This window comes from Guyparkeria sp. SB14A (assembly GCF_005096345.1).
In the GTDB taxonomy this organism is placed as follows: Bacteria; Pseudomonadota; Gammaproteobacteria; order Halothiobacillales; family Halothiobacillaceae; genus Guyparkeria; species Guyparkeria hydrothermalis.
Map to the genome: position 1 here is coordinate 22,228 of NZ_SWAW01000008.1, position 23,444 is coordinate 45,671.

20 protein-coding genes and 1 other RNA gene are annotated in these 23,444 nt (G+C 67.9%); 6 read left to right on the forward strand and 15 right to left on the reverse strand.

From position 1 onward, the window contains the following. The 3 genes from hemA to FAZ79_RS04980 all read right to left on the reverse strand — a co-directional run. On the reverse strand, positions 1-610 hold a 610-nt coding region (gene hemA, locus FAZ79_RS04970; protein ID WP_136866926.1), incomplete at its 3' end, for a glutamyl-tRNA reductase. 48 nt (positions 611-658) lie between these two features. Next, complete coding sequence (locus FAZ79_RS04975; protein ID WP_136866878.1) at positions 659-1,510, reverse strand: phosphatase PAP2 family protein; 852 nt, start codon at positions 1,508-1,510, stop codon at positions 659-661. After that, on the reverse strand, positions 1,507-2,550 hold the full coding sequence (locus FAZ79_RS04980; RefSeq protein WP_136866879.1) for a glycosyltransferase family 2 protein: 1,044 nt from the start codon (positions 2,548-2,550) through the stop codon (positions 1,507-1,509). The genes FAZ79_RS04975 and FAZ79_RS04980 overlap by 4 nt, the downstream gene beginning before the upstream one ends. Before the next feature lie 430 nt (positions 2,551-2,980). On the opposite strand from FAZ79_RS04980, the gene FAZ79_RS04985 reads away from it, so the two are divergent. After that, positions 2,981-6,559, forward strand: a complete 3,579-nt coding sequence (locus FAZ79_RS04985) for an EAL domain-containing protein (protein ID WP_136866880.1) — start codon at positions 2,981-2,983, stop codon at positions 6,557-6,559. Here the strand turns inward: FAZ79_RS04985 and FAZ79_RS11665 are convergent. After that, positions 6,556-6,942, reverse strand: a complete 387-nt coding sequence (locus tag FAZ79_RS11665) for a hypothetical protein (protein ID WP_247709496.1) — start codon at positions 6,940-6,942, stop codon at positions 6,556-6,558. The genes FAZ79_RS04985 and FAZ79_RS11665 overlap by 4 nt on opposite strands. 57 nt (positions 6,943-6,999) lie before the next feature. Between FAZ79_RS11665 and FAZ79_RS11670 the strand changes: the two genes are divergently transcribed. From FAZ79_RS11670 to FAZ79_RS05005, 3 genes are all read left to right on the forward strand, one after another. Further along, positions 7,000-7,182: a hypothetical protein gene (locus tag FAZ79_RS11670; RefSeq protein ID WP_247709497.1), complete on the forward strand. Its 183-nt coding sequence runs from the start codon at positions 7,000-7,002 to the stop codon at positions 7,180-7,182. A 544-nt stretch (positions 7,183-7,726) separates the two neighbouring features. Continuing rightward, the gene (locus tag FAZ79_RS05000; RefSeq protein WP_169303589.1) at positions 7,727-8,170 is read left to right on the forward strand and encodes a DNA polymerase III subunit chi; all 444 of its coding nucleotides are present in this window, start codon (positions 7,727-7,729) and stop codon (positions 8,168-8,170) included. A 74-nt stretch (positions 8,171-8,244) separates the two neighbouring features. Continuing rightward, on the forward strand, positions 8,245-11,097 hold the full coding sequence (locus FAZ79_RS05005) for a valine--tRNA ligase (protein WP_136866883.1): 2,853 nt from the start codon (positions 8,245-8,247) through the stop codon (positions 11,095-11,097). A gap of 84 nt (positions 11,098-11,181) precedes the next feature. On the opposite strand, the gene mnmC is transcribed toward FAZ79_RS05005, so the two are convergent. Next, positions 11,182-13,143: an FAD-dependent 5-carboxymethylaminomethyl-2-thiouridine(34) oxidoreductase MnmC gene (mnmC, locus tag FAZ79_RS05010; protein ID WP_136866884.1), complete on the reverse strand. Its 1,962-nt coding sequence runs from the start codon at positions 13,141-13,143 to the stop codon at positions 11,182-11,184. Next, a complete protein-coding gene (locus FAZ79_RS05015) occupies positions 13,140-13,553 on the reverse strand; it encodes a secondary thiamine-phosphate synthase enzyme YjbQ (protein WP_136866885.1) in 414 nt (137 codons plus the stop codon). Before FAZ79_RS05015 ends, mnmC begins: the two co-directional genes overlap by 4 nt. Before the next feature lie 126 nt (positions 13,554-13,679). On the opposite strand from FAZ79_RS05015, the gene FAZ79_RS05020 reads away from it, so the two are divergent. Then, entirely contained in the window at positions 13,680-14,051 is a 372-nt protein-coding gene (locus FAZ79_RS05020) for a PilZ domain-containing protein (protein WP_136866886.1), read from the forward strand. A 63-nt stretch (positions 14,052-14,114) separates the two neighbouring features. Further along, complete coding sequence (locus tag FAZ79_RS05025; protein WP_136866887.1) at positions 14,115-15,200, forward strand: GGDEF domain-containing protein; 1,086 nt, start codon at positions 14,115-14,117, stop codon at positions 15,198-15,200. 5 nt (positions 15,201-15,205) lie between these two features. On the opposite strand, the gene FAZ79_RS11560 is transcribed toward FAZ79_RS05025, so the two are convergent. The 9 genes from FAZ79_RS11560 to murA form a co-directional block, all read right to left on the reverse strand. Continuing rightward, on the reverse strand, positions 15,206-15,706 hold the full coding sequence (locus FAZ79_RS11560) for a hypothetical protein (protein WP_197039056.1): 501 nt from the start codon (positions 15,704-15,706) through the stop codon (positions 15,206-15,208). Between the two features lie 71 nt (positions 15,707-15,777). Beyond that, the gene (recR, locus tag FAZ79_RS05035) at positions 15,778-16,380 is read right to left on the reverse strand and encodes a recombination mediator RecR (protein ID WP_136866888.1); all 603 of its coding nucleotides are present in this window, start codon (positions 16,378-16,380) and stop codon (positions 15,778-15,780) included. A gap of 69 nt (positions 16,381-16,449) precedes the next feature. Next, positions 16,450-16,773 (reverse strand): YbaB/EbfC family nucleoid-associated protein, encoded by a 324-nt coding sequence (locus tag FAZ79_RS05040; protein ID WP_136866889.1) that lies wholly within the window; start codon positions 16,771-16,773, stop codon positions 16,450-16,452. Between the two features lie 20 nt (positions 16,774-16,793). Next, the gene (dnaX, locus tag FAZ79_RS11465; protein WP_169303590.1) at positions 16,794-18,719 is read right to left on the reverse strand and encodes a DNA polymerase III subunit gamma/tau; all 1,926 of its coding nucleotides are present in this window, start codon (positions 18,717-18,719) and stop codon (positions 16,794-16,796) included. Between the two features lie 26 nt (positions 18,720-18,745). Beyond that, positions 18,746-18,842: signal recognition particle sRNA small type (gene ffs / locus FAZ79_RS05050), an RNA gene on the reverse strand. 276 nt (positions 18,843-19,118) lie between these two features. Then, positions 19,119-20,207 (reverse strand): histidinol-phosphate transaminase, encoded by a 1,089-nt coding sequence (gene hisC, locus FAZ79_RS05055; protein ID WP_136866890.1) that lies wholly within the window; start codon positions 20,205-20,207, stop codon positions 19,119-19,121. A 3-nt stretch (positions 20,208-20,210) separates the two neighbouring features. Next, the gene (gene hisD / locus FAZ79_RS05060; RefSeq protein ID WP_136866891.1) at positions 20,211-21,512 is read right to left on the reverse strand and encodes a histidinol dehydrogenase; all 1,302 of its coding nucleotides are present in this window, start codon (positions 21,510-21,512) and stop codon (positions 20,211-20,213) included. Beyond that, on the reverse strand, positions 21,512-22,153 hold the full coding sequence (hisG, locus tag FAZ79_RS05065) for an ATP phosphoribosyltransferase (protein ID WP_136866892.1): 642 nt from the start codon (positions 22,151-22,153) through the stop codon (positions 21,512-21,514). The genes hisD and hisG overlap by 1 nt, the downstream gene beginning before the upstream one ends. Positions 22,154-22,158: 5 nt before the next feature. Next, entirely contained in the window at positions 22,159-23,418 is a 1,260-nt protein-coding gene (murA, locus tag FAZ79_RS05070) for a UDP-N-acetylglucosamine 1-carboxyvinyltransferase (RefSeq protein ID WP_136866893.1), read from the reverse strand. Positions 23,419-23,444: the final 26 nt, after the last annotated feature.

Here is a 23,444-nt window from a genome sequence, read left to right on the forward strand (position 1 = left end):
TCAGGCCGGCCGACTGCAGGTGGCGCGCGCACAGCTCGATCGTCTCGCCGGCACCGATCAGCAGCGCGGTCTTTTCCTCGAGCGAACCGAAGATCTGGCGCGCCAGGCTCACGGCGGCGAAGGCCACCGACACGGGGGAGGCACCGATCTGCGTGTCGGTGCGCACCTGCTTGGCCACGGCGAAGGTGTTCTGGAACAGGCGACCCAGGATCGGGCCCAGGGCATTGGCGTCCTGCGCGAGCGTGAACGCGTCCTTGATCTGGCCGAGGATCTGCGGCTCGCCCAGCACCATCGAGTCGAGCCCGCAGGCCACGCGCATCAGGTGGCGAATGGCCGATTCGTCGGTGTGGGCATAGACGTAAGGGGCCAGCGCCTCGGGCGACATCTGGTGGAACGTCGCCAGCCACTCGACCAGCTCGTCGGTGACGCACTCGGCGTGGGTGTAGATCTCGGTGCGGTTGCAGGTCGAGACGATCGCCGCCTCGCGCGCGCCGCCGTCGTCAAGCAATTCCTTGAGCGCGTTGTGCACGCGATCGGGGCCGAACGCGATCCGCTCGCGCACGTCCACCGGTGCGGTCTTGTGGTTAACCCCGAAGGCGATCAGTGACATGGCGGAATTATAGCCTCGCACACCCGAGTTTGACGATCCCCGCGGGCATCACCAGTTACCCCGCCGGCCGATACCGCCCAGCCGCCGGTCGAGCGACCGGCCCAGACGGCCGGGCCAGTAGCGCAGGGTACCGACGAACAGCGCCGCCACCCCGATCAGTGCGACCAGCCAGTTGGCCCACACGCCCTGCGGGTAACCCACGTCCACCCAGGGGGCCCCGAGCGCGCACACCGCGCAGACGAACACCGCGACCGGCACGGGCCAGCGGGCGTGACGCGCCGCCGGCCACCGATCGACCAGCCAGACCGCCGCGACCACCGACACCAGGCCGACGATCGCCCCGGCGAGCACGTCGGTCGGCCAGTGCACGCCGGCAACCATGCGCGAGATGCCCATGATCGAGGCCACCGCCAGCAGCAGCGCCACCCAGGGCCAGCGCGGCCGCAGCCCGAGGATCAGGAGGCCGGCAAAGGTAAACGCCGTCACGGTGTGACCGGAGGGAAACGCCTCGGAACGGATCGAATGCCCAATCAGGTGGAAGGCATCCGACCCGAGCACGCCGGGCGGGCGCAGGATGTCCAGGCCGGGTTTGAGCGTGTGGGTGATTGCCGTGGCGACGATCGCGGCGAACAGCATCAGGATCGCCAGGCGCGGGCGCCAGAGGACAAACGGCAACAACAGCCCGAGCGTGAGCCAGGTATCGGCCAGGGCGTTGATGCCGGCCCAGAACGGCTGGGTTGCCTCGACGCCCCCGAGCGCGTTGAAGACATGAAACAGCGACTCACGGGCACCCGGCCAGACGAACACGCCCGCCAGCAGCACGGCGGCGGTCAGCACGAACGCCCAGACCAGCTGGGTGGCCGTGTCCGGGTCGCGGGCCAACTGAGGCTGGTGGCTCATGCGGATTCCTCCCCGGCGGTTCGTTCCCCGCCCCGCTCGACCGCGTTGGGCATCCTGAAGGCATCGTTCTCGCCGGCGGCATCGAAGCGCGCCGGCAGGTGGTAGGTGCGCACATCACGTGACTCGTAGTAGGTCCGCGACAGCATCTCGGAGAGCACGCCGGTGGTCAGCATCTGCACCCCGATCAGGATGAACAGGATCGAGACCAGCAGCAGCGGCCGGTCGCCGATGTCGTGGCCGAGGATCTTCTCGATCAACAGGTAGAACATCCCCAGGCCGCCCAGCAGGCCGAACCCCGTGCCCAGCAGGCCGAAAAAGTGCGCCGGTCGCGCCGAGAAGCGCATGAAGAAGTAGACGCTGATCAGGTCGATGATCACGCGGAAGGTGCGCGACAGGCCGTACTTGGAGGTGCCCGCGGTGCGCGGGTGGTGGGTAACCACCTCCTCGGCGATCCGGCTCGGTGCCGTCTGGGTGGCCAGCCAGGCCGGAATGAAGCGGTGCATCTCGCCGTACAGGCGCACGCCCTTGATTACGTCGGCGCGGAACACCTTGAGGCTGCAGCCGTAGTCGTGGAGGTTGACGCCGGTCAGTCGACGGATCAGACGGTTGGCCAGCCACGAGGGCACCTTGCGTACCCAGTTGTCCTTGCGATCGCGCCGCCAGCCGGCAACCAGGTCAAGGTCCTCGCGCAGCAGCCGGTCGACCATGCGCGGGATGTCGATGGGGTCGTTCTGCAGATCGCCGTCCATCGTGACGATCACCTCGCCCCGGGCGAGATCGATCCCCGCCTGCATCGCCGCGGTCTGGCCGAAGTTGCGGGTGAGCGGGATCGGACGGACGTGCGAACCGAAGGCCTCCCGTGCCTCGCGAATGCGCGCGACCGTGGCGTCCGACGACCCGTCGTCGACCAACAACAACTCCCACGCTCCGGTATACTCGGCCAATGCCTCGTGCACCCGATCGACCAGTGGCGAGACGTTCTCCTGCTCGTTGAACATCGGCACGACGATGGAAAGCGGCGCGGCAAGTTGGGTTGTCATGGCGTGGGGCACCCCGTGGGAATGACTCGATGTCGGGTGGTGTGGTTGACGCATGTCCAATGCCGGGGCTCGGCGTCCCGGCATTGACCGGCGTGGCAGTCATCGCGCAAGCGAGACGAGACGGCACCCACGTCAAACCGCGGGGGCAGTGTACGGCAGGAACGCCAGCCACCGCCACCACCCGGGCGGGTGCCGAATCCCGATTGCCGTCGCTACCGACCCGTTTTTCCGCAACGATTCGCCCCGGGCACCGGGGGCGATCCGACTTGACCCAAATCCGTAACGGCTTGATCCTCCATCCACGCATGAGCCACGGCCTACCTTCTATTGAACTCGCCTTTTCCGACGCGTCGACCCCACTCGGGGAGGCGCCCTCACTGCTGTTCCGGCCCTACCCGGCCACGTGTCCGCTGATGAGTCCGTCACCACGATGAGCATCCCGGACACCACCCGCCGCATCGAGGCCCTCGCCCGATCGCTCGGCGAACGCCTGGCGCGTGACGAGGCAATCGCCGCCCTGCTCGAGACCATCGCCGCCTGTTACCCCACCCTGTCTCGCAGCGCCGTCTTTCTCAGCGAGGACGGACGGCTGCTCGCGGCAAGCAACGATTTCGACCGCTCCCTGATCCCGGACGCCACCGCCGCCGGCAACTCGGGACCGGGGATCGAGGACATCGAGGACCGCCTGTTTCTCCAGGCGCTCGGCCCGGAGAGCGATACCCCCGGCTACTGGGCGATCGAGACCCAAGCCCCCCTGCCCGAGCCGGACACGCTCTCCGCCCTGACGCGGTGCGTCGATCACCTGTTCGCCAGCCACCGTCCGGACGCCGCCGAACAAAAGCAGCGCCAACGCCAGCGCATCGAGCGGCTCGAGCGCGACCAGGCACTGATGCAGTCGCTGCTTGCCCAGATCGACACCCTGATCCTGGCGGACGACGAGCAGCGCATGCTGGAGGTGGTCTGCACCCAACTGGTGGAAACCGGCCTGTTTCTCGGCGCCTGGGTCGCACCAGCCGATCACGGCACGGCACCGATCGCCACCGGCGGGGCCAGCGAGGTCATCGACCGGCCGGACCCGCAGGTGCAGCGCACCATCGATGACGGGATACGGCGCGCCCATGCCCTGGTGGACGCCGGACGCCGGTTGGTGATCGACGAGCGCATCGCCGCGCCCTTTGCCGCGCTCAACTGGTTCGACACACCACCGCTTGCCGCGCTGGTCCCCCTGTCGCGAGGCGGACGGCTGTGGGCCTTCCTGGTGATCGTCGCCGCGGCCGAATCGGACCTCGACCAGCAGGTAACCGAGGTCCTGGTGCACCTGGGCGAACTGGTCAACCGCAGCCTGGAACAGCTCGACCTGCGCGACCGGCTCGACGAGGAACAGCAACGCAACACCTATCTCGCCTACCACGACCCGCTCACCAACCTGGCCAACCGGCGTGCCGTCGACGCCGAGCTGCCCAAAGCGCTGGCACGGGCCGACCGCCACAACCAGATGCTGGCCGTCGCCCTGCTCGACCTCGACGACTTCAAGCCGATCAACGACCGCTTCGGGCACGCCGCCGGCGACGAGATGCTGATGACGCTCGCCGCGCGCCTCAAGGGGGCGATCCGCGACACCGACACGGCCGCCCGGCTGGGCGGCGACGAATTCCTGCTGATACTCGAGGACATCGAGGACGATGCCGGCCTGACGCGGGTGCTCGACCGCGTCGCCACCACGATTCGTCGACCGATCTCGCTTGAGGACGGGCTCGAGGTGCATGCCAACGGCTCGATCGGCGTGACCCGCTACCCCCTCGACGACAGCGCGCCCGAGCAGTTGATCCGCAACGCCGATGCCGCGCTGTACGCCGCCAAGAACAGCAAGTCGATCCGCACGCAGGACTGGGTCATCTGGGAACGGGAAACCACGCAACGCCACTCGGACCTGCCCGAGATGTCGGAAACCATTCCCGCCTATGGACCGGCGGCCCGGATGTTGCTCGAGCGCATCCAGCCGGAGGTGAGCCGTCTCAGCGAGGATTTCATCGATCGCTTCTACGCCGAGCTCTCCCGGCAGGAATCGATCCGTACCGTGCTCGGTCACCTGTCCGCCCGTGAATACGACGGGCTCAAGCACCAGCAGGCCGAGCACCTGGCCTTTCTGCTCGCCCCGGACCTCGGCGAGGAGCAACACGCCAATCGCGCGCGTCAGATCGGCCACGTGCATGCCCTGGCGGGCGTGTCGCCCAGCGATCTCGTCCGGGCGATCACGGTCTACATGCACGAGTTCAACGAGACCTTCAACCGCGCCCACCTCAACCAGCGCCACCAGAATCGGCTCGAGCGGGTGTTCACCGAGCGGTTGAGCATGGAGCTTTCCCACCAGCTCGCCGCCGGCCAGGCCGTCGACGACGAGTTCCACGCCGCCCTGGTGGAGATCGACCAGCGCCGCCGCAACGAACACAACTGGCCGGACTTCAACGAGCACCTGCTCGATACCCTGACGGGCCTGCCCGGCATCACGGGCGTGGCGATTCTCTCACCCAATGCCGACGGCCGTTTCGTTGCCAACTACGCCGAGGGGGACGACCTGTTCGCCCGATCGAACGACCGGGCCGACACCCATCCCACCCTGGATCTCAAGCGCCCCGAGTCGGCCCATCCAGTTTCGGCCGCCTACCGCCAGGCGCGCGTGGTGCGCATGGACAACACCCTCGACGACCCAGCGGGCGCGCCCTGGGCCACGCGGGCCGACGCCGCGGGCATTCGCAGCACGGTCGCCGTGCCGATCCTCGACAACCGCGACCAGCCCATCGCCGTGATCTGCCTGCAGGGGCGCATCCCCGGCATGTTCGCCAGCGCCCGGCTGCAGGGGTTCGCCGGCCAGTTGATGGCCCTGGTCAGCCAGGCCTGGCGACAGATCCGCAGTCCGGCGGCCCTGCTCTATGCCAAGGGCGATTACGACCGCTGGCGTCAGGCCTTCTACGACGGCGGTTTGGAGATGATCTTCCAGCCGGTCATCGACGTGCAGACGGGTCGCCTGACCACGCTCGAGGCGCTGGCGCGCCTGTATCTGCCCAGTGGCGAGGTCATCCTGCCCAACATGTTCATCCCCTGGCTCAACGACGGCCAGGTGATGCGCCTGTTCGAGATCGGGCTGGACCAGTCACTCGCCTGCCTGCGCGACATCGAGGCCCGCCATGGCCCGTCGTTGTCGGTGGCGATCAACCTGCCGGTGGGGGTGTTGATGGACCCGGCCACGCCCGGGCACGTCCGGGCCGCGCTCGACCGCCACGGGGTCAGTCCCCAGCGAGTGACCCTCGAGTTGCTCGAGCAGGGCGACACCGGCTTCGAGCCGCGCGATCTCGCCCGCCCCATGCAGCGCCTCGGGGAACTGGGCATCAACCTCGCGATGGACGACCTGGGTTCCGGGTACAACAACCTCTTGCGCCTGCGCAGCCTGCCCTTCAACACGGTCAAGGTCGACCAGGGAATGGTGCGCGCCGCCCAGCACGAGCCGGGCCGCGTGCTCACCTTCATCGCCTCGATGATCCAGATGGCCCAGGCCCTGGAACTGCGCACGGTGGTCGAGGGCCTGGAAACGCCCGACCTGATCGAGGCCACCGCCCTGCTCGGCGGTCAGCTCGGCCAGGGCTACGCCATCGCCCGCCCCATGCGACGTACTGAGCTCGCCGGCTGGATGACGCGCTTCGACTTCGTCACCAACCCCGCTCGGCCGCGCACCGCACTGGGTGCCATGGCCGCGCTCTGGGGACTGCGCTCGCTGGGTCGAGCCCACCTGGAAAACTCCGACCGCCACCACCGCCTGCGCGCCGCGGCCGCCTGGTGGGCCACGGAGAACCTCGACCGGCACCGGCATCTCGCCACCGGCATCCTGGCGTTGCTCCAGGAGTTTCACGATTGCGGGATACCGGGGGCGACCTTCGAGGCCCGGTTGCAGGGGTTCATGAACACCCTCGACCAGCTGATCCGCGACACGGCGGCCGAGGAATCCGCCGACTAGTCGCCGCTCGGGGTCGCGGTACGCGTGGCGGTTGGGGCCGGACGAGAGATCAGCAGCGATAGCGTCGCGGCCAGTAGCGCCGTGCCCAGCACGAACAGATGCAGGTTGACCGCCGCGGCCAGCACGGTGCGGGGCTCGTCGACCAATGGCGCGATCAGCAGCGCCACCCCGGCCTCGTAGGTACCGAACCCGCCCGGGGCATGCACCGGCAATACCGTAGTCAGATCCCCGCCGATCGCTCCGAGCACCCCCGCGGCAAACCCGACCGGGGCGAACGCGGCCAGCACCCAGCCGAGCGCGGCAAGCTTGACCAGCCAGTTCGCCCAGGTCCAGAACAGCGTGGCGACAAACCGCCCCGGACGATCGGGCAGGCTGGCGAGCATCTCCGCCCCTTTCGCCGCGAAGCGGCCCTCGCGCCGGACCAGGAGACCATGCAAGCCATGGCGCAAGGCAAAGGCCCCGACGGGCGCGGCCAGCAACAGCGCCACCAGCCCCGCGAGCACGCCCCCCGACAGGCCCAGCAGGTGACCGCCGGCGCCAGACCGATCAGCAACACCACCTGCAGATCGAGCAGGCGAAACCACAACAGCACCGGCACGCTCTCCAGCGGCGAGAGCCGGTAGTAGCGCTGCATGAGCACCGGGAAGGCCACCTCGCCGGCGCGCATCGGCAGCAGGTTGTTCATCAGGTTGTGCCAGTTGGCCAGGCGGAACGCCGACCAGAACCGGCCGGACAATCGGTCCGGGAAGTAGCGCGTGATGCGCAGCGTGCGGATCACGTAGCTCGCCAGCATCAAGACCAGCGCCACCGCCAGGGCCCAGGGGTCGATCGACAGCCAGGGCGCGACCAGCCGGGCCGGCCCCACCCAGATGACCGCCGCCCCGAGCAGCGCCAGCACCGCCAGCCAGCTGACCACGGACAACGCACGGCCGGTGGTCGTGTTCACGATGCGCCCTCGGGGTTTCGATGGCACGTGCGGGCCACCGCCGTGCCGATTTCGACGGCATGCGCCTTGGGCGGCATGGGGTAATTGGGCATAATGTTCGTTTGCTCCGTGGCGTGGCCGGCGGCGGCCCGGGTATTCGAGCCTCAATGCGCAGGATACCGATCGGCGGCCGGCCTCGCAGCACCCACGGACCCGGACATCGAGCGCGCCCGACAACCGAGATGAGCGAGATCGTATTTCACCTGATCGACGACCCGGCCGAGGATGCCTTCTGGTACTTCGCCGCCGAACTCTGCGCCGAACAGGCCGAGGCCGAGCATCCCACCTACGTGGTCTGCGCCAACCTCGCCCACGTCGAGGGCTTCGACGACTATCTCTGGTCCTATCGCGGTGATCGCTTCGTGCCGCACACGGCCGACCCCGAGGACGCCGACCACGCGCCGATCTTCATCGGCTGCGACCCCGAGGCCGGCGGCTTTGCCCGCGTGATCAACCTCACCGGCGCGACGATCCCGCGCGCCGGCGAACGCGAGCGCATCGACGAGGTCATCCCGGCCGGCGACCAGCCCCGTGCCGATGCCCGCGACCGCTGGCGGCAGTACAAGGCCGCCGGCGTCGCCGTCGACCACAACCGCGTCGACTCGGTGCGCCCCGACGACGCCTGATCCCCCGACGAGACCCGGGCACGGCCGCCCCGACTCGAGCCCCCGACCCGACGACAAGCGAACCAGATAACCGCATGGACAAGACCTACGACCCCCGACAGATCGAACAGGACTGCTACACGCGCTGGATGGACGGCGACCGGTTCCGTCCCGACATGCAGGCCGAGGGCGCCTACTGCATCATGCTGCCGCCGCCGAACGTCACCGGCCGACTGCACATGGGCCATGCCTTCCAGGACACCCTGATGGACACGCTGACCCGCTGGCACCGCATGCGCGGCGAGGCCACCCTGTGGCAGCCGGGCACCGACCACGCGGGCATCGCCACGCAGATGGTGGTCGAGCGCCAGCTCGAGGGTCAGGGCATCTCGCGTCACGACATCGGCCGCGAGAAATTCCTCGAGAAGGTCTGGGAGTGGAAGGAACAGTCGGGCGGCTTCATCACCGAGCAGATGAAGCGCCTGGGCGCCTCCTGCGACTGGTCGCGCGAGCGCTTCACCATGGACGAGGGCCTGTCCGAGGCCGTGCGCGAGGTGTTCGTCCGCCTCTACGAGGACGGGTTGATCTACCGCGGCAAGCGCCTGGTCAACTGGGACCCGGTGCTGCGCACCGCCGTCTCCGATCTCGAGGTGGTCAGCGAGGAGGAAGCCGGCCACCTGTGGCACATGCGCTACCCGCTCTCCGACGGCAGCGGCTACCTGACCGTCGCCACCACCCGCCCGGAGACCATGCTCGGCGACACCGCCGTGGCCGTCCACCCGGACGACGAGCGTTACAACGGCCTGATCGGCCAGACCATCACCCTGCCGCTGGTCGGACGCAAGATCCCGATCATCGGCGACGACTACGTCGATCCGGAGTTCGGTTCCGGCTGCGTCAAGATCACCCCGGCGCACGATTTCAACGACTACGCCATCGGCCAGCGCCATGACCTGCCGATGCTCAACGTGCTCACCGAGACCGCCACCATCCGTGAGGCGGCCGAGTGCGTGGGCAAGGCGGCCGAGAACGCCGACACGCACCTGCCCGAGCGCTACCGCGGTCTCGACCGCTACGAGGCGCGCCGACAGATCGTGGCGGATCTCGAGGCCGAGGGGCTGCTGGTGCAGATCGACGACCACAAGCTGATGGTGCCGCGCGGGGATCGCAGCGGCACGGTGATCGAGCCACTGCTGACCGACCAGTGGTTCGTCGACCTGACCCGCGACGAGACGGCCAAGGGCACCCCGGGCGGGAAGAAGGCGATCACGGAGCCCGCGATCGACGCGGTGCGTTCGGGCGACATCCGCTTCGTGCCCGGCAACTGGGAGAACACCTACTTCCAGTGGCTGGAGAACATCCAGGACTGGTGCATCAGCCGCCAGCTGTGGTGGGGCCACCGCATCCCGGCCTGGTTCGACGCCGACGGCAACATCTTCGTCGGTCGCGACGAGGACGAGGTGCGCAAGAAGTACGACATCGCCGCGGACGTCGCATTGAACCAGGACGAGGACGTGCTCGACACCTGGTTCTCCTCGGCTCTGTGGCCGTTCTCCACGCTGGGCTGGCCCGAGCAGACCCCCGAGCTCGAGCGCTTCTACCCCACCAGCGTGCTGGTCACCGGCTTCGACATCATCTTCTTCTGGGTCGCCCGGATGGTGATGATGGGCAAGTACTTTGGCGGCGACGTGCCCTTCCGCGAGGTCTACGTGCATGGCCTGGTGCGAGACGCCCACGGCCAGAAGATGTCGAAATCCAAGGGCAACGTGCTCGACCCGATCGACATCATCGACGGCATCGATCTCGAATCGCTGGTGGCAAAGCGCACCACCGGCCTGATGCAGCCGAAGAAGGCGAAACAGATCGAGAAGCAGACCCGCGAGGAATTCCCCGACGGCATCGAGGAACACGGCACCGACGCGCTGCGCTTCACCTTCGCCGCCCAGGCGACCACCGGGCGGGACATCAGCTTCGACCTCGAGCGGGTCAAGGGCTACCGCAACTTCTGCAACAAGCTCTGGAACGCCAGTCGCTTCGTGCTGATGCAGTGCGAGGGCGAGGACACCGGTCTCGGTGACGATCCGGTCACGTTGGGCACCGCGGATCGCTGGATCATCGGCGAACTGCAGACCTGCGAGGCGACGGTCACCAAGCACCTGGAGACCTACCGCTTCGATCTGGCCGCGCAGACGCTCTACGACTTCACCTGGAGCACCTACTGCGACTGGTACCTCGAGCTGACCAAGCCGGCCATCAAGCACGGCGACGAGGCCGCCAAGCGCGGCACCCGCCGCACCCTGGTGCGCGTGCTCGAGACCCTGCTGCGCCTGCTCCACCCGTTCATCCCGTTCATCACCGAGACCATCTGGCAACGGGTCGCCCCGCTGGCCGGCACCCGGCGCGCGGCCGACGACAGCATCATGACCGCCCCGTTCCCGGTCGCCGACGAGTCGAAAATCGACGCCGAGGCCGGCGAAGCGATCGAGTGGCTGCAGGGCTTTATCCTCGGCGTGCGCCGCATCCGCGCGGAGATGGACATCGCCCCGGGCAAGCCGCTGCCGGTACTGGTGACCGAGGCCAACGACAGCGACCGGGCACGGATCCGCGAGCTCGAACCGCTGCTGACCACCGTCGCGCGGATCGAGTCGATCGAGGAGCTTGACGGTGAATTGCCGGAATCGGCGATGGCCTTGGTGGGCAAGATGCAGGTGCACATCCCGCTGGCCGGCCTGATCGACGTGACCGCGGAACTCGAGCGACTGAACAAGGCAGTCGAGGGCATCGAGAAGCAGATCGAGAAGGCGCGCGGCAAACTGTCGAACGCCAACTTCGTCGAGCGCGCCCCGGAGGTGGTGGTCAACCAGGAGCGCGAGCGACTGGCCGGCTTCGAGGCCGAGCTCGAGGAACTGGCGGCCCAGCGCGAGCGGATTCGCCGCCTGGCCGACTGACGCCCCGGCGCTCGGCGGCGTTCAGCGGCCCTGAACGATCGTCGTCGGCTAGCCCGGATATTTCATGAAATATCGGGGCTAGGTTCAGCCGCTCCGCCCCCGGTTTGACCGCGCCGCCTTGCGGGCCGCCCGCTCATCGAAGCGCGCGGGCTTGAGGCCCTCGGCCAGATCCCGCGGCAATGGCGAGGGGGTGTCCTCGATGCAGGAGGCGAGGTACTCGGCCAGCCAGGCCGACCAGGTCAGCCCGCGCGCCCCGTGACCGGTCGACACCCACAGCCCGTCGGCGAGCCGACCGACAATCGGTAGCCGATCCGGCGTGGTTGCTCGCAGGGAGGCACGTCCCTGCAGGGCGATCGTAGAGACCCCATCGGCCAGCGACGGGGCAATGGATGCCAGCCGTTGACGGTTTTCCTCGTGCTCGGCCTCCCGTTCCTCGAGGGCCCGATCACCGGGAAGAAAGCTCGCGCCGAACAGGCGTTCGCCACTCGGCAGGTCGAGCGAGTATCCCTCGCGCATCAGGGGCCGGCCGCGCGTCGGCCCGCCGGCCCGGTCGGCATCGACCCGCCCCCAGCTGACCTGTCCGCGGCAGGGCTCGATCCAGCGTGACAACGACGCGATCAACCCGCCGGACGCCGGACCCGCCGCCACCACCACCTCGCCGAACGGGCCATGGGTTGCGCCGTCCGATGTCCGCAACCGCCAACCGCCCGCCTGGTCCACGATGCCGGTCACGGGGCGGTCGAGGCGCGTCTCGATGCCCGGTTCGGCCAGCCAACGGGCAATCACCCATCGTGGGCGCAACCAGCCGGCGGTCGGGAACCACCACCCCGGGGCATCGACGTCGGCCACGCCGCTCAGTGCGGCCAGGGAATCGGCCTCGCACCACTGGGCAAACCCCGGGTCGGGCTGCAGGGCCGCGGCGATCCCCGCCTGCTTGATGGCGTGTCGCTCGCCGCGGGCCAGCTTGATCACCCCGTTGAAGGCCGCCGTCTCGCCATCGACCAGCCCATCCAGCTCCGCGCGCATGAAGCCCATCCCGGTCGCGGTCAGTTGCGACAGTCGGTTCCAGTCGCGACTGATCACCGGGGCCACCAGACCCGCCGGGTTGCCGGAGCCGCCGCCCGCCGGTTCGTCGCCGGCCTCGAACACCACCACGTCCCGCCCCCGCCGTGCCAGGGCCCTGGCCACGGTGGTGCCGGCCATGCCGGCCCCCAGCACGGCAACGGGTCCCACGCCCGGACCGCTTTTCTTCCTGGGCGCGCCGAATGCAGCCGGATCGCGTCGGGCGCAGAGCATGTCGCGCTTGCGCCCGAAGCCGGGGCGCTTCTCCGTGACGAACCCGGCCGCGGCCAATGCCTCGCGCACCCGGCGGGCGGCGGAAAAGGTGGCAGCCGTCGCGCCCGGCGCGGCACGGCGCGCGAGCTCCGCGATCAACGCCTCCTGCCATAACTCGGGATTGCGGTCGGGGGCGAAACCGTCCAGGTAAAAGGCGTCGAACCGGCCGTCGATGCGTGGCAACTGGTCGGTGGCATCGCCCCAGATAACCGTCAGCCGGATTCGCCCACCGGCCAGAAACCGTCGGTGAAACCCGGGCACGGGGTCGGGCCATTGCGCGTGCAGCGCGGATTGCAGGTCGTGGAATCGGGCCTCGGCCCCGGCGGCGAATCCCGGGTGGCCGGCGAGCCAATCGCTTGCGAGGCGCCGTTGGGCATGGGCCAGGCGCGGCAGATCGTCGCGGGCCACGGGATGCTTTTCCAGGCTGACGAAGTCGAGCGAGGCGTCGGCCGGTGCGAGTTCGAGGAACAGCAACGCGGTGGCCAGAAAGTTTCGGCCGGTACCGAAACCGGTCTCGAGGATGCGCGTGCCCTCCCCCGCGGCGAACCGGGTAGGCAGCTCGTTGCCGGCCAGGAACACATGCTCACTTTCGCCAAAGCCGCCGGCACGAGAGAAATAGACGTCGCCGAACGCCTCGCTGCGCGGCGTCTCGTCGTCGTTCCAGGTCAGCGCGGCCGGCTCGAGTGGCCAGCCGCTGGCAGGTGCGGTCATTGCCGCTCGGGAAGCTGGGTGATCACGAGGCGCCGTCGATGCGGATGGGTCCGGTGCTCCCACAAGAACACGCCTTGCCAGGTTCCCAGCATTAGGCGGCCGTCGGCCATGGGCAGCGACAGCTCGTGACCGGCCAGCAAGGTGCGAAAGTGGGCGGCCATGTCATCCGGGCCCTCGTCGTCATGGCGATAGGCCGGATCGCCGTCCGGCGCGGCCCGACTGATCAGGGTCTCGAGGTCGGTTCGCACCTCCGGCGACACGTTCTCCGTCAGGATCAGCGAAGCGCTGGTGTGCTGCAGGAACAAATGGCACAGGCCGCTGCCCTCCAGCTCGGCCTGGACCTGGCTGGTGATGTTGGTAAAGCCCCGCCCGGGGGTGCGAATTTCGATCACTGTCGGCATGCGCGGCATTCTAGCAGCTGATCCTGGCCATTCACGTCACGCCAGGGATTTGCGGTGGCGCCCTGGGCAGTAAGGCAGTATCCTCTAGCCAGTGCGGTTCACTGCGCCCAGTTCGTCCAGGAGTATTACAACGGAATGATCACGCAACGCCGCTTTGCCCGTGTCGAAATCCCGCTGCCGGTGCGCGTGCGCTGCCCGGCAAAGACCCTGCGCGGCACCATTCTGGACGTCTCGCTCAAGGGCATCCTGATCGAGCTCGAAACGGCCGGCAGCCTGACCGACGATTGCGTGGCCGAACCGCTGAACATCGAGATTCTCTCCGACCCGGACCAGACGGTCCTGGTCGAACTCACCGCGCGCATCATTCGCGAATCCAACCGCTGCGTTGCCCTCGCCTGGTCGAGCATCGAGCTGGATGCGCTGACCCATTTGCGCGAGTTGCTGCAGGCAAACGGCGTCGAGGAGCATCAGCTCTCGCGCGAATTGTCCGAACTGCTGGACGATTGAAGCGTCGCACGGGCCGGGCGGTCCGGCGCGAGCCCGGCAAGACATAACCAACCGGAACGTCACATGTTCGACTACACCCACGACCGCGGCCAGGCCAGTGAAATCATGCGGATGGTGCTTTCCCAGCTCGCCGAGCTGGGACTGCCGCCGACCCCGGTCTACATCACGCTGTTCTACGAGCGCGCCCTCAAGCGCGACGCCAGTCTCACCAAGGACATGGACGACGCGATCAACAGCAGCAAGGGCCTGACCCAGGAAATTGCGCAGGACCTGTTCGACACCCACGTGCTCAACGGCGCGCTCAAGCAGATGACGCGTGCCCAGGACATCATGCTGCGCGTGATGCGCAACATGATGTTGCAGATGCTCAATACCGGCAATGAATTCTCGAACTTCGCCTCGACGCTGGGCGATTTCGTCCGCCAGATCGATCGCAGCGAATCGGTCGAGGCCCTGCGGGCACTGACCGAGGAAGTGATGGAAGATACCCGTCACGTCGAGAAGAGCGCGCTGGAATCCTCCGACCAGATGAACAGCGCCGGCGACCAGATCGCCAAGCTCCGCAAGGAGCTGGAAAACGCCCGTCGTGATGCCCGCACCGACCCGTTGACCGGCCTGCCCAACCGTCGCGGCCTCAACGACCTCCTGCAGAAGCAGATCACGGCCGCGCTCTCGGCCGGTGAGCCCGGCGCGTTTCTGCTCGCCGACATCGATCACTTCAAGCAGATCAACGACAACTACGGCCATCTGGTCGGCGACAAGATCCTGCGTTTCATCGCGCGCACGCTCAAGGAGCACGTCAAGGGCCAGGATCAGGTGCTGCGTTACGGCGGCGAGGAGTTCGCCATCGTCCTGCCCGACACGCCCACCGACGGGGCCATGGCCGTGGCCAACAAGCTGCGCAACATCATTTCCCAATCGAAGTTGCGCCTGGCCGAGAGCGGCCGCGAACTCGGCGAGCTGACCATCTCGATCGGCCTGACCAACGTGATCCCGCAGGATTACGCCGACAGCATCATCCAACGCGCCGACGACGCGTTGCTGGCCGCCAAGCGCAAAGGACGCGACCGGGTCATCCACAACCCCGCCGACCCCGACGCCACCGGCCCGGACACGCTGATCGACGAGCAGAACAACACCACGATCTAGCCCCGCTAGAACGCGTTCCGCACGTCCTCTTCACTGCACAGGTCCTCGCGGCCAACCACCGTGCCCCGCTCGATGCGATAGAGGACCAGGCAGTCGGTCTCGGTCACCAGGGGCTCGGACACCCCCTCCTCGCGTATCAGCACCACCGGATAACGCCGGTCGCGCAGCGCCGGCAGCGCGAACAGGCGGCTGATCAGCCCCGGCATCCGGCTGATGTCCGAGAGGTAGACGACCGTCCCATCGATCAATCGCGCACCGACCACGTCGTCGAGTACCGGCGACAACGACTCGTCGGCCTGCTTGGAACGCGAAAACACGATCGCCTCGGTGGACTGACCGGGCAGCTGGTGGGTCTTGCCGTGCTGGTCATCGAGTTCCCAGCGTGGAAACGGGTCGCCGGCCTCGATGCCAATTGGCGTGGCCATCTCGGTTGCGATGGCGTTTGTCGTGAAGAGCGGGACGCTGAACAGTAACGTCGCGACGAATGCCGCAAAGGGACGGGGCATGGCCGTTTCTCCGAATGAACCAGGAGAAACTTATACTACATCCACATCTCTTATGACGTGAGGGGCTCGTCTCAGGACTCGGCCTCGCGACGGCCCTTGAGCGCCAAACTCAGCGTGCTTGCGTCGATGTACTCTAGCTCGCCACCCATGGGCACGCCCTGCGCGAGGCGCGTCACCCGAAGACCACGTGCGCGTGCAAGCTCGGTGACGTACCCGGCCGTCGCCTCGCCCTCGATCGTTGCGCTGGTCGCGAGGATCACCTCCTCGATCCCGGGTTGGTCGAGTCGATCGGCGAGCTGGTCGAGTTTCAGCTCGTCCGGGCCGATCCCGTCGAGCGGCGAGAGCCGCCCGAGCAGCAGGAAGTAGCGTCCCTGGTAGGCACCCGAGGACTCGATCGCGATCCAGTCGGCCGGCGACTCGACCACGCACAGCAGCCGGTCGTCGCGCTGGCTGTCGGCGCAGATCGGGCAGATCTCACCCTCGGTGAACACCCGGCAGGAACGGCAGTGACCCAGCTTCTCCAGCGCCTCGCCGATGGCCTCGGCAAGATGGCCCGCGCCGGCGCGATCGCGTTCGAGCAGGTGCAATGCCATGCGTTGCGCGGTCTTCTGTCCCACCGTGGGCAGGCAACGCAGCGCGTCGATCAGTTGCTGGAAACTGGGCGAAAATTGCACGGGCGACACTCCGTAACGAGAAACGCCCGAACCGCAATGGATCGGGCGATGAGATCAGGTCAGGCCGATTCAGAACGGCATCTTGAAGCCCGGCGGCAGGTTCATGCCGGCCGTCATACCCGACATCTTCTCCTGCTGCTCCTGCTCGATGCGCCGGGAGGCGTCGTTGATCGCCGCGGCAATCAGGTCCTCTAGCATGTCCTTGTCGTCTTCCAGCAGGCTCGGATCGATCGAGACACGCCGCGCCTCGTGCTTGCCGGTCATGGTCACCTTGACCATGCCGCCACCGGACTGGCCTTCGACTTCCATCTTGGCCACTTCTTCCTGCATGCGCTGCATGTTTTCCTGCATCGCCTGCGCCTGCTTCATCAGGTTGCCGATTCCACCTTTCATTTGCGGATGTCTCCTGCTCGCTAACGTTCGTTGACGGTGCCGTGTCCACCCAACGGGCGCACGGACTCCTGGATCAGTTGGGCCCCGGCACGCTCGGCCAGGACCTGGGCCGCCGGGTGCTCGCGCAGCGACGTCACGCGCGCCTGGGCCTCGGCACGCTCGTTGCGCTCACGCACCTCGGCCGGGGTTTCCATCGCGCCCGACGGCGCTGGGGCCGGCTGCCCGGCTTGGCCGCCGAGATCGTCCCCGACATGGCCGTTGCGTTGCGGTTGCCCTGCGGGGTCGGGCTGGCCGTGGGCCGGTGATGAATCGGCCGGCTCGGTCGGTTCGGCGTTAGCCGAGGCATGCACGGTGGGTGGCACCGGGGCCGACACCGCCGAGGTCTCGCCCACCATGAACCGCACCGGCTGGGTCACGCCCAGCCGTTCGAGCTGCGCGACCAGCCGTTCCTGTGTCGCCTTGGAGGCCATCGAGCGGAACCCCGGGTCGATCACCAGCACGACCGTGTCGTCCTCGTTGGTCGCGTGGCAGCGTTCGGCCAGGCTGCGGGCGGGCATGGAAAGCTGGCCGACGATCTCGAACCAGTTCTCCGGCGTGATCGAGCGCCCGCCGGCCGCTCGCGCCGGGGGCGGCGTCGGAGCGTCGGCCACGCCCTCCCCGGCCATCGACTTCACCGGCGCTTGAGTTGACTGAGCCGAAGCCGCTGCCGGGTCATTGACCGCACGCGCCGCCTCATAGGGCGCGGACGGACGGTCCGAGACCATGGTTGGAACCTCGCCGGGCGGCTGCATCGCGGTGGGCGACGACGTCGCGGGCGCCGGTGCCGAGGCGGACGACGGCCGCCTCGTGTCCGTGCCCTGGGTGGACGATGCGCCTTTCGTGCCGCTCCCCGGCTCCACGCCGGGCTCGAAGGCGAGCATGCGCAGCAGGGTCATCTCCAGCCCGATCCGCGGCGACGGCGCCCAGCCGATATCCCGGCGACCGGAAAGCGCGATCTGATACCAGAGTTGCAGGGTGGCCGCATCGACGTTCACCGTCGGGACGTCGGTCGGCAGCCATTGCGCCAGGGCCGACTGGTGCACTGCCTCGGCGAGCTCGGCCAACAGGCGAGCCGGGTCCACCGAACGCTCCAGCGCCTGATCGACCAGGCCGAACACGCCATCGGCATCGCCCGCGGCCAGGCGTTCGAGCAGGCCATGCAGCAGGCGACGGTCGGTGACGCCCAGCATGTCGGCGACTGCCTCGGTTTCGAGGCGCCCGTCGCAGAAGCCGATCGCTTGATCGACCAGGCTCAAGGCATCGCGCATGGAGCCGCCGGCGGCGTCACTGACCAGTCGCAGCGCTTCCGGGTCGGCCTCGAGGCCTTCCCGGTTGAGGATATCGGCGAGGTAGGTCTGGATATGCGCCTCGGGCAGCGCGCGCAGATTGAACTGCAGGCAGCGGGACAGCACCGTGACCGGCAGCTTCTGCGGATCGGTGGTCGCGAGCAGGAACTTGACGTGTTCGGGCGGCTCCTCGAGCGTCTTCAACAGGGCGTTGAAGCTCGCTTGCGAGAACATGTGCACTTCGTCGATCAGGTAGATCTTGAAGCGCCCCTTGACCGGCAGGTAGACGACGTTTTCCAGCAGTTCGCGGGTGTCGTCGACCTTGGTACGGGAGGCGGCATCGACCTCGATCAGGTCGACGAAGCGACCCGAGTCGATCTCGCGGCAGGCGGCACACTCGCCGCAGGGCTGGCTGGAGACGCCCTGCTCGCAGTTGAGTGCCTTGGCAAAGATGCGGGCGACCGTCGTCTTGCCCACCCCGCGGGTGCCGGTGAACAGGTAGGCGTGGTGGAGACGATCGCGATCCAGCGCGTTGGTGAGGGCCTGGAGCACGTGACCCTGGCCGACCATGTCGTCGAAACGCCGGGGGCGCCACTTGCGTGCCAGTACCAGATAACTCATAGCGCGGGATCCAATTGGGTGGCACCCTGCATCCGCCGGTCTCCGGCGCCCGGATCGACCGCTACCGTTGCTCCCTTCCGGGCCTGGCGGGATTCACGGAGATCCGTCGCGAAGGGACGAACACAGGGCACCATTGGGTGGCGCCGCGGCCAGATCGACTGGCCAAAACGCGGACGAAGAATAACACGCGTACCAGTCCGAAAACAGGCCATCAGGGAAGCCCTACACGAATCAGATACCACTCTGCGCGTCTTGAAGCCGGCAAATGCACGGTATTCGTCCGCCGCGGAAGAGTCATCCTCGTTCCAAGGACGACAACGCCGCCGGTGCGGGCTCAAGGCACGCCCTTCGGAGCTCGGCAGAGCGGCATCCGATTCGTTCAGCGCTGCCCTAAGCAAATCATCCGCCGGCCAGCACCTCGTCGAGCGCCGTGAGCAATGCCGCGTTCTGCGACTCGTTGCCGATGGTGATGCGCAGGTGATCACCGATGCGCGGCCGGTCGAAATGGCGCACGATCACGCGTCGCTCGCGCAGCCCGGCGGCCAGCTCGGCGCCCGCTCGACTGGCATGGCGCGCCAGCACGAAATTCGCCGCCGAAGGCAGCACCTCGAAACCCCGTGCCTCGAGATCGGCCGTCAGCTGCTCGCGCATGCTCACCACCGCATCGCGCGTGTCGCGGAAATAGGCCTCGTCGGCAAACGCGGCGATAGCGCCGGCGCTGGCCAACCGGTCGACCGGATAAGAATTAAAGCTGTCCTTGACCCGGGTCAGACCTTCGATCAGACCGGAGTCGCCGATGGCGAAACCCACGCGCAAGCCCGCCAGCGAGCGCGACTTGGACAGGGTTTGGGTGACCAGCAGATTGGGATAGCTGTCCACCAGTCCCACGGCGGACTCCCCACCGAAGTCGACGTAGGCCTCGTCGATGACCACCGCGCAATCGCAAAAATGCGCCGCGAGGCGCTCGACCTGGTCGATGGCGAGAAGCCGGCCGGTCGGGGCATTCGGATTGGGCAGGATCACGCCGCCGACGGATGCCGGGTCGACGGCGCACATCGCCTCGACGTCCACGGCCAGCTCGTCATCCAACGGAACGATCTGCGGCTCGATGCCGAACAGCCGACAATAGACCGGGTAGAACGAGTAGGTGATGTCGGGGAAGACGATCGGTCGGCCACGCTGGAACAGCGCCCGGAACAGGAACCCAAGCACCTCGTCCGATCCGTTGCCGACGAACACCTGTGCGCCGGTCACGCCGTGGTACTCGGCGATGGCCTCACGCAGCGCCTGACTGCTCGGGTCCGGATACAGGCGCAACCCGGCATCGGCCGCCTCGCGGATCGCCTCGATCACGCACGGCGACGGGGGGAACGGGTTTTCGTTGGTGTTGAGCTTGACCAGGTCGTCGATCTTGGGCTGCTCGCCCGGCACGTACGGGCTCAGCGTTGCCAGATCGTCGGACCAGAATCGCCCTGCCGGCTCGCTCATGACCTACCCCTCGGACTCGCGACGATAGTCGGCCGATTGCGCGTGCGCCTCGAGGCCTTCGGCCCGGGCCAGGCAGGCGGCCGTCACGCCCAGTTCGGCGGCCCCGTCGGCCGAGCAGTGGATGATGCTCGACCGTTTCTGGAAGTCGTACACGCCCAGCGGCGACGAAAATCGCGCCGTGCCCGAGGTGGGCAGCACGTGGTTGGGGCCCGCGCAGTAGTCACCCAAAGCCTCGGCGGTGTAGCGCCCGACGAAGATCGCCCCGGCGTTGCGGATCTCGCCCAGGCGATCCTCGGCCCCCTCGAAGGACAACTCGAGGTGCTCGGGGGCGATGCGGTTGACCAGCTCGATGGCGTGATCGATGTCGGCCACCTCGATCAGCGCGCCGCGGGACTCCAGCGCCTTGGCGATGATTTCCGCGCGCGGCTGCTGGGGCAACAGACGCTCGATCGAGGCCGTGACCGTGTCGAGAAAGTCCGGATCGTGGGCGAGCAGAATCGACTGGGCCTGTTCGTCGTGCTCGGCCTGCGAGAAGAGGTCCATCGCGATCCAGTCGGGATCGGTGTGCCCGTCGCAGACGATCAGGATTTCCGACGGCCCGGCGATCATGTCGATGCCGACCCGGCCGAAGACCTCGCGCTTGGCCGCGGCGACGAAGATGTTGCCCGGGCCGACGATCTTGTCGACCGCGGGGATCGTCTCCGTGCCATACGCCAGTGCGCCGACCGCCTGCGCCCCGCCGACGGTGAACACGCGATCCACGCCCGCGATGCGGGCGGCCGCCAGCACCGTGTCGTTGACCACGCCATGCGGCGTCGGCACGACCATGACGACCTGCGCCACCCCGGCGACCTTGGCGGGGATGGCGTTCATCAGTACAGACGAGGGATAGGCGGCCTTGCCGCCGGGCACGTACAGGCCCACCCGGTCGAGCGGCGTGACCTGCTGGCCCAGCACGTTGCCGTTCGCCTCGGTGTAGCTCCAGCTCTCGCCCTTCTGGCGCTGGGCGTAGGCGCGCAGCCGTTCGGCGGCCAGCTCGAGCGCCTCGCGCACCTCGGCGGGGATCGCCGCGAGCGCGGTATCGAGCCGTTCGGCCGAGAGTTCCAGCGCACCGGCCGAGTCCACCTCGAGGCGATCAAGGCGGCGGGTGTGTTCGACCACGGCGGCGTCACCGCGCTTGCGCACGTCCGCGAGGATGTCGCGCACGATGGTCTCGACACGATCGTCGGCCACGCCGGACCAGTCGAGCAGCTCGTCGAGCTGGCGATCGAAACCCGCGGCGCGGGCGTTCATGCGACGGATCATCACTTGCCCTCCAGGTACTGCTCCACCCGCTCGACGAAATCGCTCACCCGTGCATGCTTGAGCTTCTGCGCCGCGCGATTGACGATCAGTCGCGAGGAAATCTCGGCGATGTGCTCGAGCGGTTCCAGGCCATTGGCGCGCAAGGTGTTGCCGGTGTCGACCACGTCGACGATGCAGTCGCCGAGATCGACCAGCGGCGCGAGCTCCATCGAGCCGTACAGCTTGATCAGCTCGATCTGGCGGCCACGGTCGGCGAAATAGGACTCGGCCGAGCGGGTGTACTTGGTCGCCACGCGAATGCGCCCGGCCCGATCGAGCGCGCCGGGCTTGCCGGCGACCATCAGCTTGCACTGGGCGATCTTGAGGTCGACCAGCTCGAACAGCCCCTCACCACCGTGCTCCATCAGCACGTCCTTGCCGGCGACACCGATATCGGCAGCGCCGTGCTGGACATAGGTGGGCACGTCCGAGGCGCGCAGGATCAACAGGCGCACGCTCGGATCGCTGGTCTCGAGGATCAGCTTGCGGCTCTTGTCCGGGTCCTCGAGCGGCTCGATGCCCACGGACGCCAGCAGCGGCAGGGTTTCCTTGAAGATGCGCCCCTTGGAGAGCGCGACGACGATCTGGTCGGATTGGGACATGGCGATCAGCTCGTGATCCGTTGGATATTGGCGCCGAGGCGGGAGAGTTTCTCCTCGATGGACTCGTAGCCCCGGTCGATGTGGTAGATGCGATTGACTAGCGTTTCGCCACGGGCCACCAGGCCAGCCAGCACCAGGCTGGCCGAGGCACGCAGGTCGGTCGCCATGATGGGCGCGCCGGAGAGGGCCTCGACCCCGCGGATGACCGCGGTGTTGCCCTCGATGTGGATATCCGCGCCCATGCGCTGGATCTCCTGGACGTGCATGAAGCGGTTCTCGAAGATGGTCTCGACCACCGTCGAGGTGCCCTCGGCCACCGCGTTCATGGCGACGAACTGCGCCTGCATGTCGGTGGGAAAGCCCGGATGCGGCGCGGTGCGGATGTCGACCGCCTTGGGCCGACGACCGTGCATGTCGAGACGAATCCAGTCCTCGCCGACCTCGATCTCCGCACCGGCCTTCTCCAACTTCGCCAGCACCGCGTCGAGCAGTTCGGGACGGGTATCGCGCACCAGGATGCGCCCGCGGGTCATGGCCGCGGCGACGAGATAGGTGCCGGTCTCGATCCGGTCGGGAAGCACGCGGTAGCGCACGCCCTGCAGGCGCTCGACCCCGTGGATGCGGATCACGTCGCTGCCCGCCCCGCGCACGTCCGCGCCCATGGCGTTGAGGAAGTTGGCGAGATCGACCACCTCGGGTTCGCGGGCGGCGTTCTCGAGCACCGTCTCGCCCTTGGCGAACACGGCGGCCATCATCAGGTTCTCGGTACCGGTGACCGTGACCTGGTCGAGCACGATGCGCGCCCCGACCAACTGCTCGGCGGCCGTTTCGATGTAGCCACCCTCGACACGGACGTCGGCGCCCAGCGCCTCGAGGCCCTTGAGGTGGATATCCACCGGCCGCGTGCCGATGGCACAGCCGCCCGGCAGGGAGACGCGCGCCTTCTTGAACCGGGCCAGCATCGGCCCGAGCGTCAGGATCGACGCGCGCATGGTGCGGACCAGGTCGTAGGGTGCCTCGAGGGTGTCGACCGTGGTGGTGTCGACCTCGACACTCATCTGGTCGCCCACCGTCAGCGTCGCGCCCATGCGACCGAGCAGCTCCATGGTGGTAGTCACGTCCTGCAGGTGCGGGACGTTCTCGATGGTCACCGGCGAGTCGGCCAGGAGCGAGGCGGCCATCATCGGCAGCACCGCGTTCTTGGCGCCGGAAATGCGAATCTCGCCGTCAAGTGGCGTGCCGCCGCGGATCAGGAGCTTGTTCATGTAATCGGATCGGGTCTCGGGCCGTG

Excerpts from the sequence above, each read along its gene's own strand:
- FAZ79_RS04975 (WP_136866878.1), bottom strand. The coding sequence starts at position 1,510 with ATGAGCCACCAGCCTCAGTTGGCCCGCGACCCGGACACGGCCACCCAG.
- FAZ79_RS04980 (WP_136866879.1), bottom strand. The coding sequence starts at position 2,550 with ATGACAACCCAACTTGCCGCGCCGCTTTCCATCGTCGTGCCGATGTTC.
- FAZ79_RS04985 (WP_136866880.1), top strand. The coding sequence starts at position 2,981 with ATGAGCATCCCGGACACCACCCGCCGCATCGAGGCCCTCGCCCGATCG.
- FAZ79_RS11665 (WP_247709496.1), bottom strand. The coding sequence starts at position 6,942 with ATGCTCGCCAGCCTGCCCGATCGTCCGGGGCGGTTTGTCGCCACGCTG.
- FAZ79_RS11670 (WP_247709497.1), top strand. The coding sequence starts at position 7,000 with ATGGCGCAAGGCAAAGGCCCCGACGGGCGCGGCCAGCAACAGCGCCAC.
- FAZ79_RS05000 (WP_169303589.1), top strand. The coding sequence starts at position 7,727 with ATGAGCGAGATCGTATTTCACCTGATCGACGACCCGGCCGAGGATGCC.
- FAZ79_RS05005 (WP_136866883.1), top strand. The coding sequence starts at position 8,245 with ATGGACAAGACCTACGACCCCCGACAGATCGAACAGGACTGCTACACG.
- mnmC (WP_136866884.1), bottom strand. The coding sequence starts at position 13,143 with ATGACCGCACCTGCCAGCGGCTGGCCACTCGAGCCGGCCGCGCTGACC.
- FAZ79_RS05015 (WP_136866885.1), bottom strand. The coding sequence starts at position 13,553 with ATGCCGCGCATGCCGACAGTGATCGAAATTCGCACCCCCGGGCGGGGC.
- FAZ79_RS05020 (WP_136866886.1), top strand. The coding sequence starts at position 13,680 with ATGATCACGCAACGCCGCTTTGCCCGTGTCGAAATCCCGCTGCCGGTG.
- FAZ79_RS05025 (WP_136866887.1), top strand. The coding sequence starts at position 14,115 with ATGTTCGACTACACCCACGACCGCGGCCAGGCCAGTGAAATCATGCGG.
- FAZ79_RS11560 (WP_197039056.1), bottom strand. The coding sequence starts at position 15,706 with ATGCCCCGTCCCTTTGCGGCATTCGTCGCGACGTTACTGTTCAGCGTC.
- FAZ79_RS05040 (WP_136866889.1), bottom strand. The coding sequence starts at position 16,773 with ATGAAAGGTGGAATCGGCAACCTGATGAAGCAGGCGCAGGCGATGCAG.
- dnaX (WP_169303590.1), bottom strand. The coding sequence starts at position 18,719 with ATGAGTTATCTGGTACTGGCACGCAAGTGGCGCCCCCGGCGTTTCGAC.
- hisC (WP_136866890.1), bottom strand. The coding sequence starts at position 20,207 with ATGAGCGAGCCGGCAGGGCGATTCTGGTCCGACGATCTGGCAACGCTG.
- hisD (WP_136866891.1), bottom strand. The coding sequence starts at position 21,512 with ATGATCCGTCGCATGAACGCCCGCGCCGCGGGTTTCGATCGCCAGCTC.
- hisG (WP_136866892.1), bottom strand. The coding sequence starts at position 22,153 with ATGTCCCAATCCGACCAGATCGTCGTCGCGCTCTCCAAGGGGCGCATC.
- murA (WP_136866893.1), bottom strand. The coding sequence starts at position 23,418 with ATGAACAAGCTCCTGATCCGCGGCGGCACGCCACTTGACGGCGAGATT.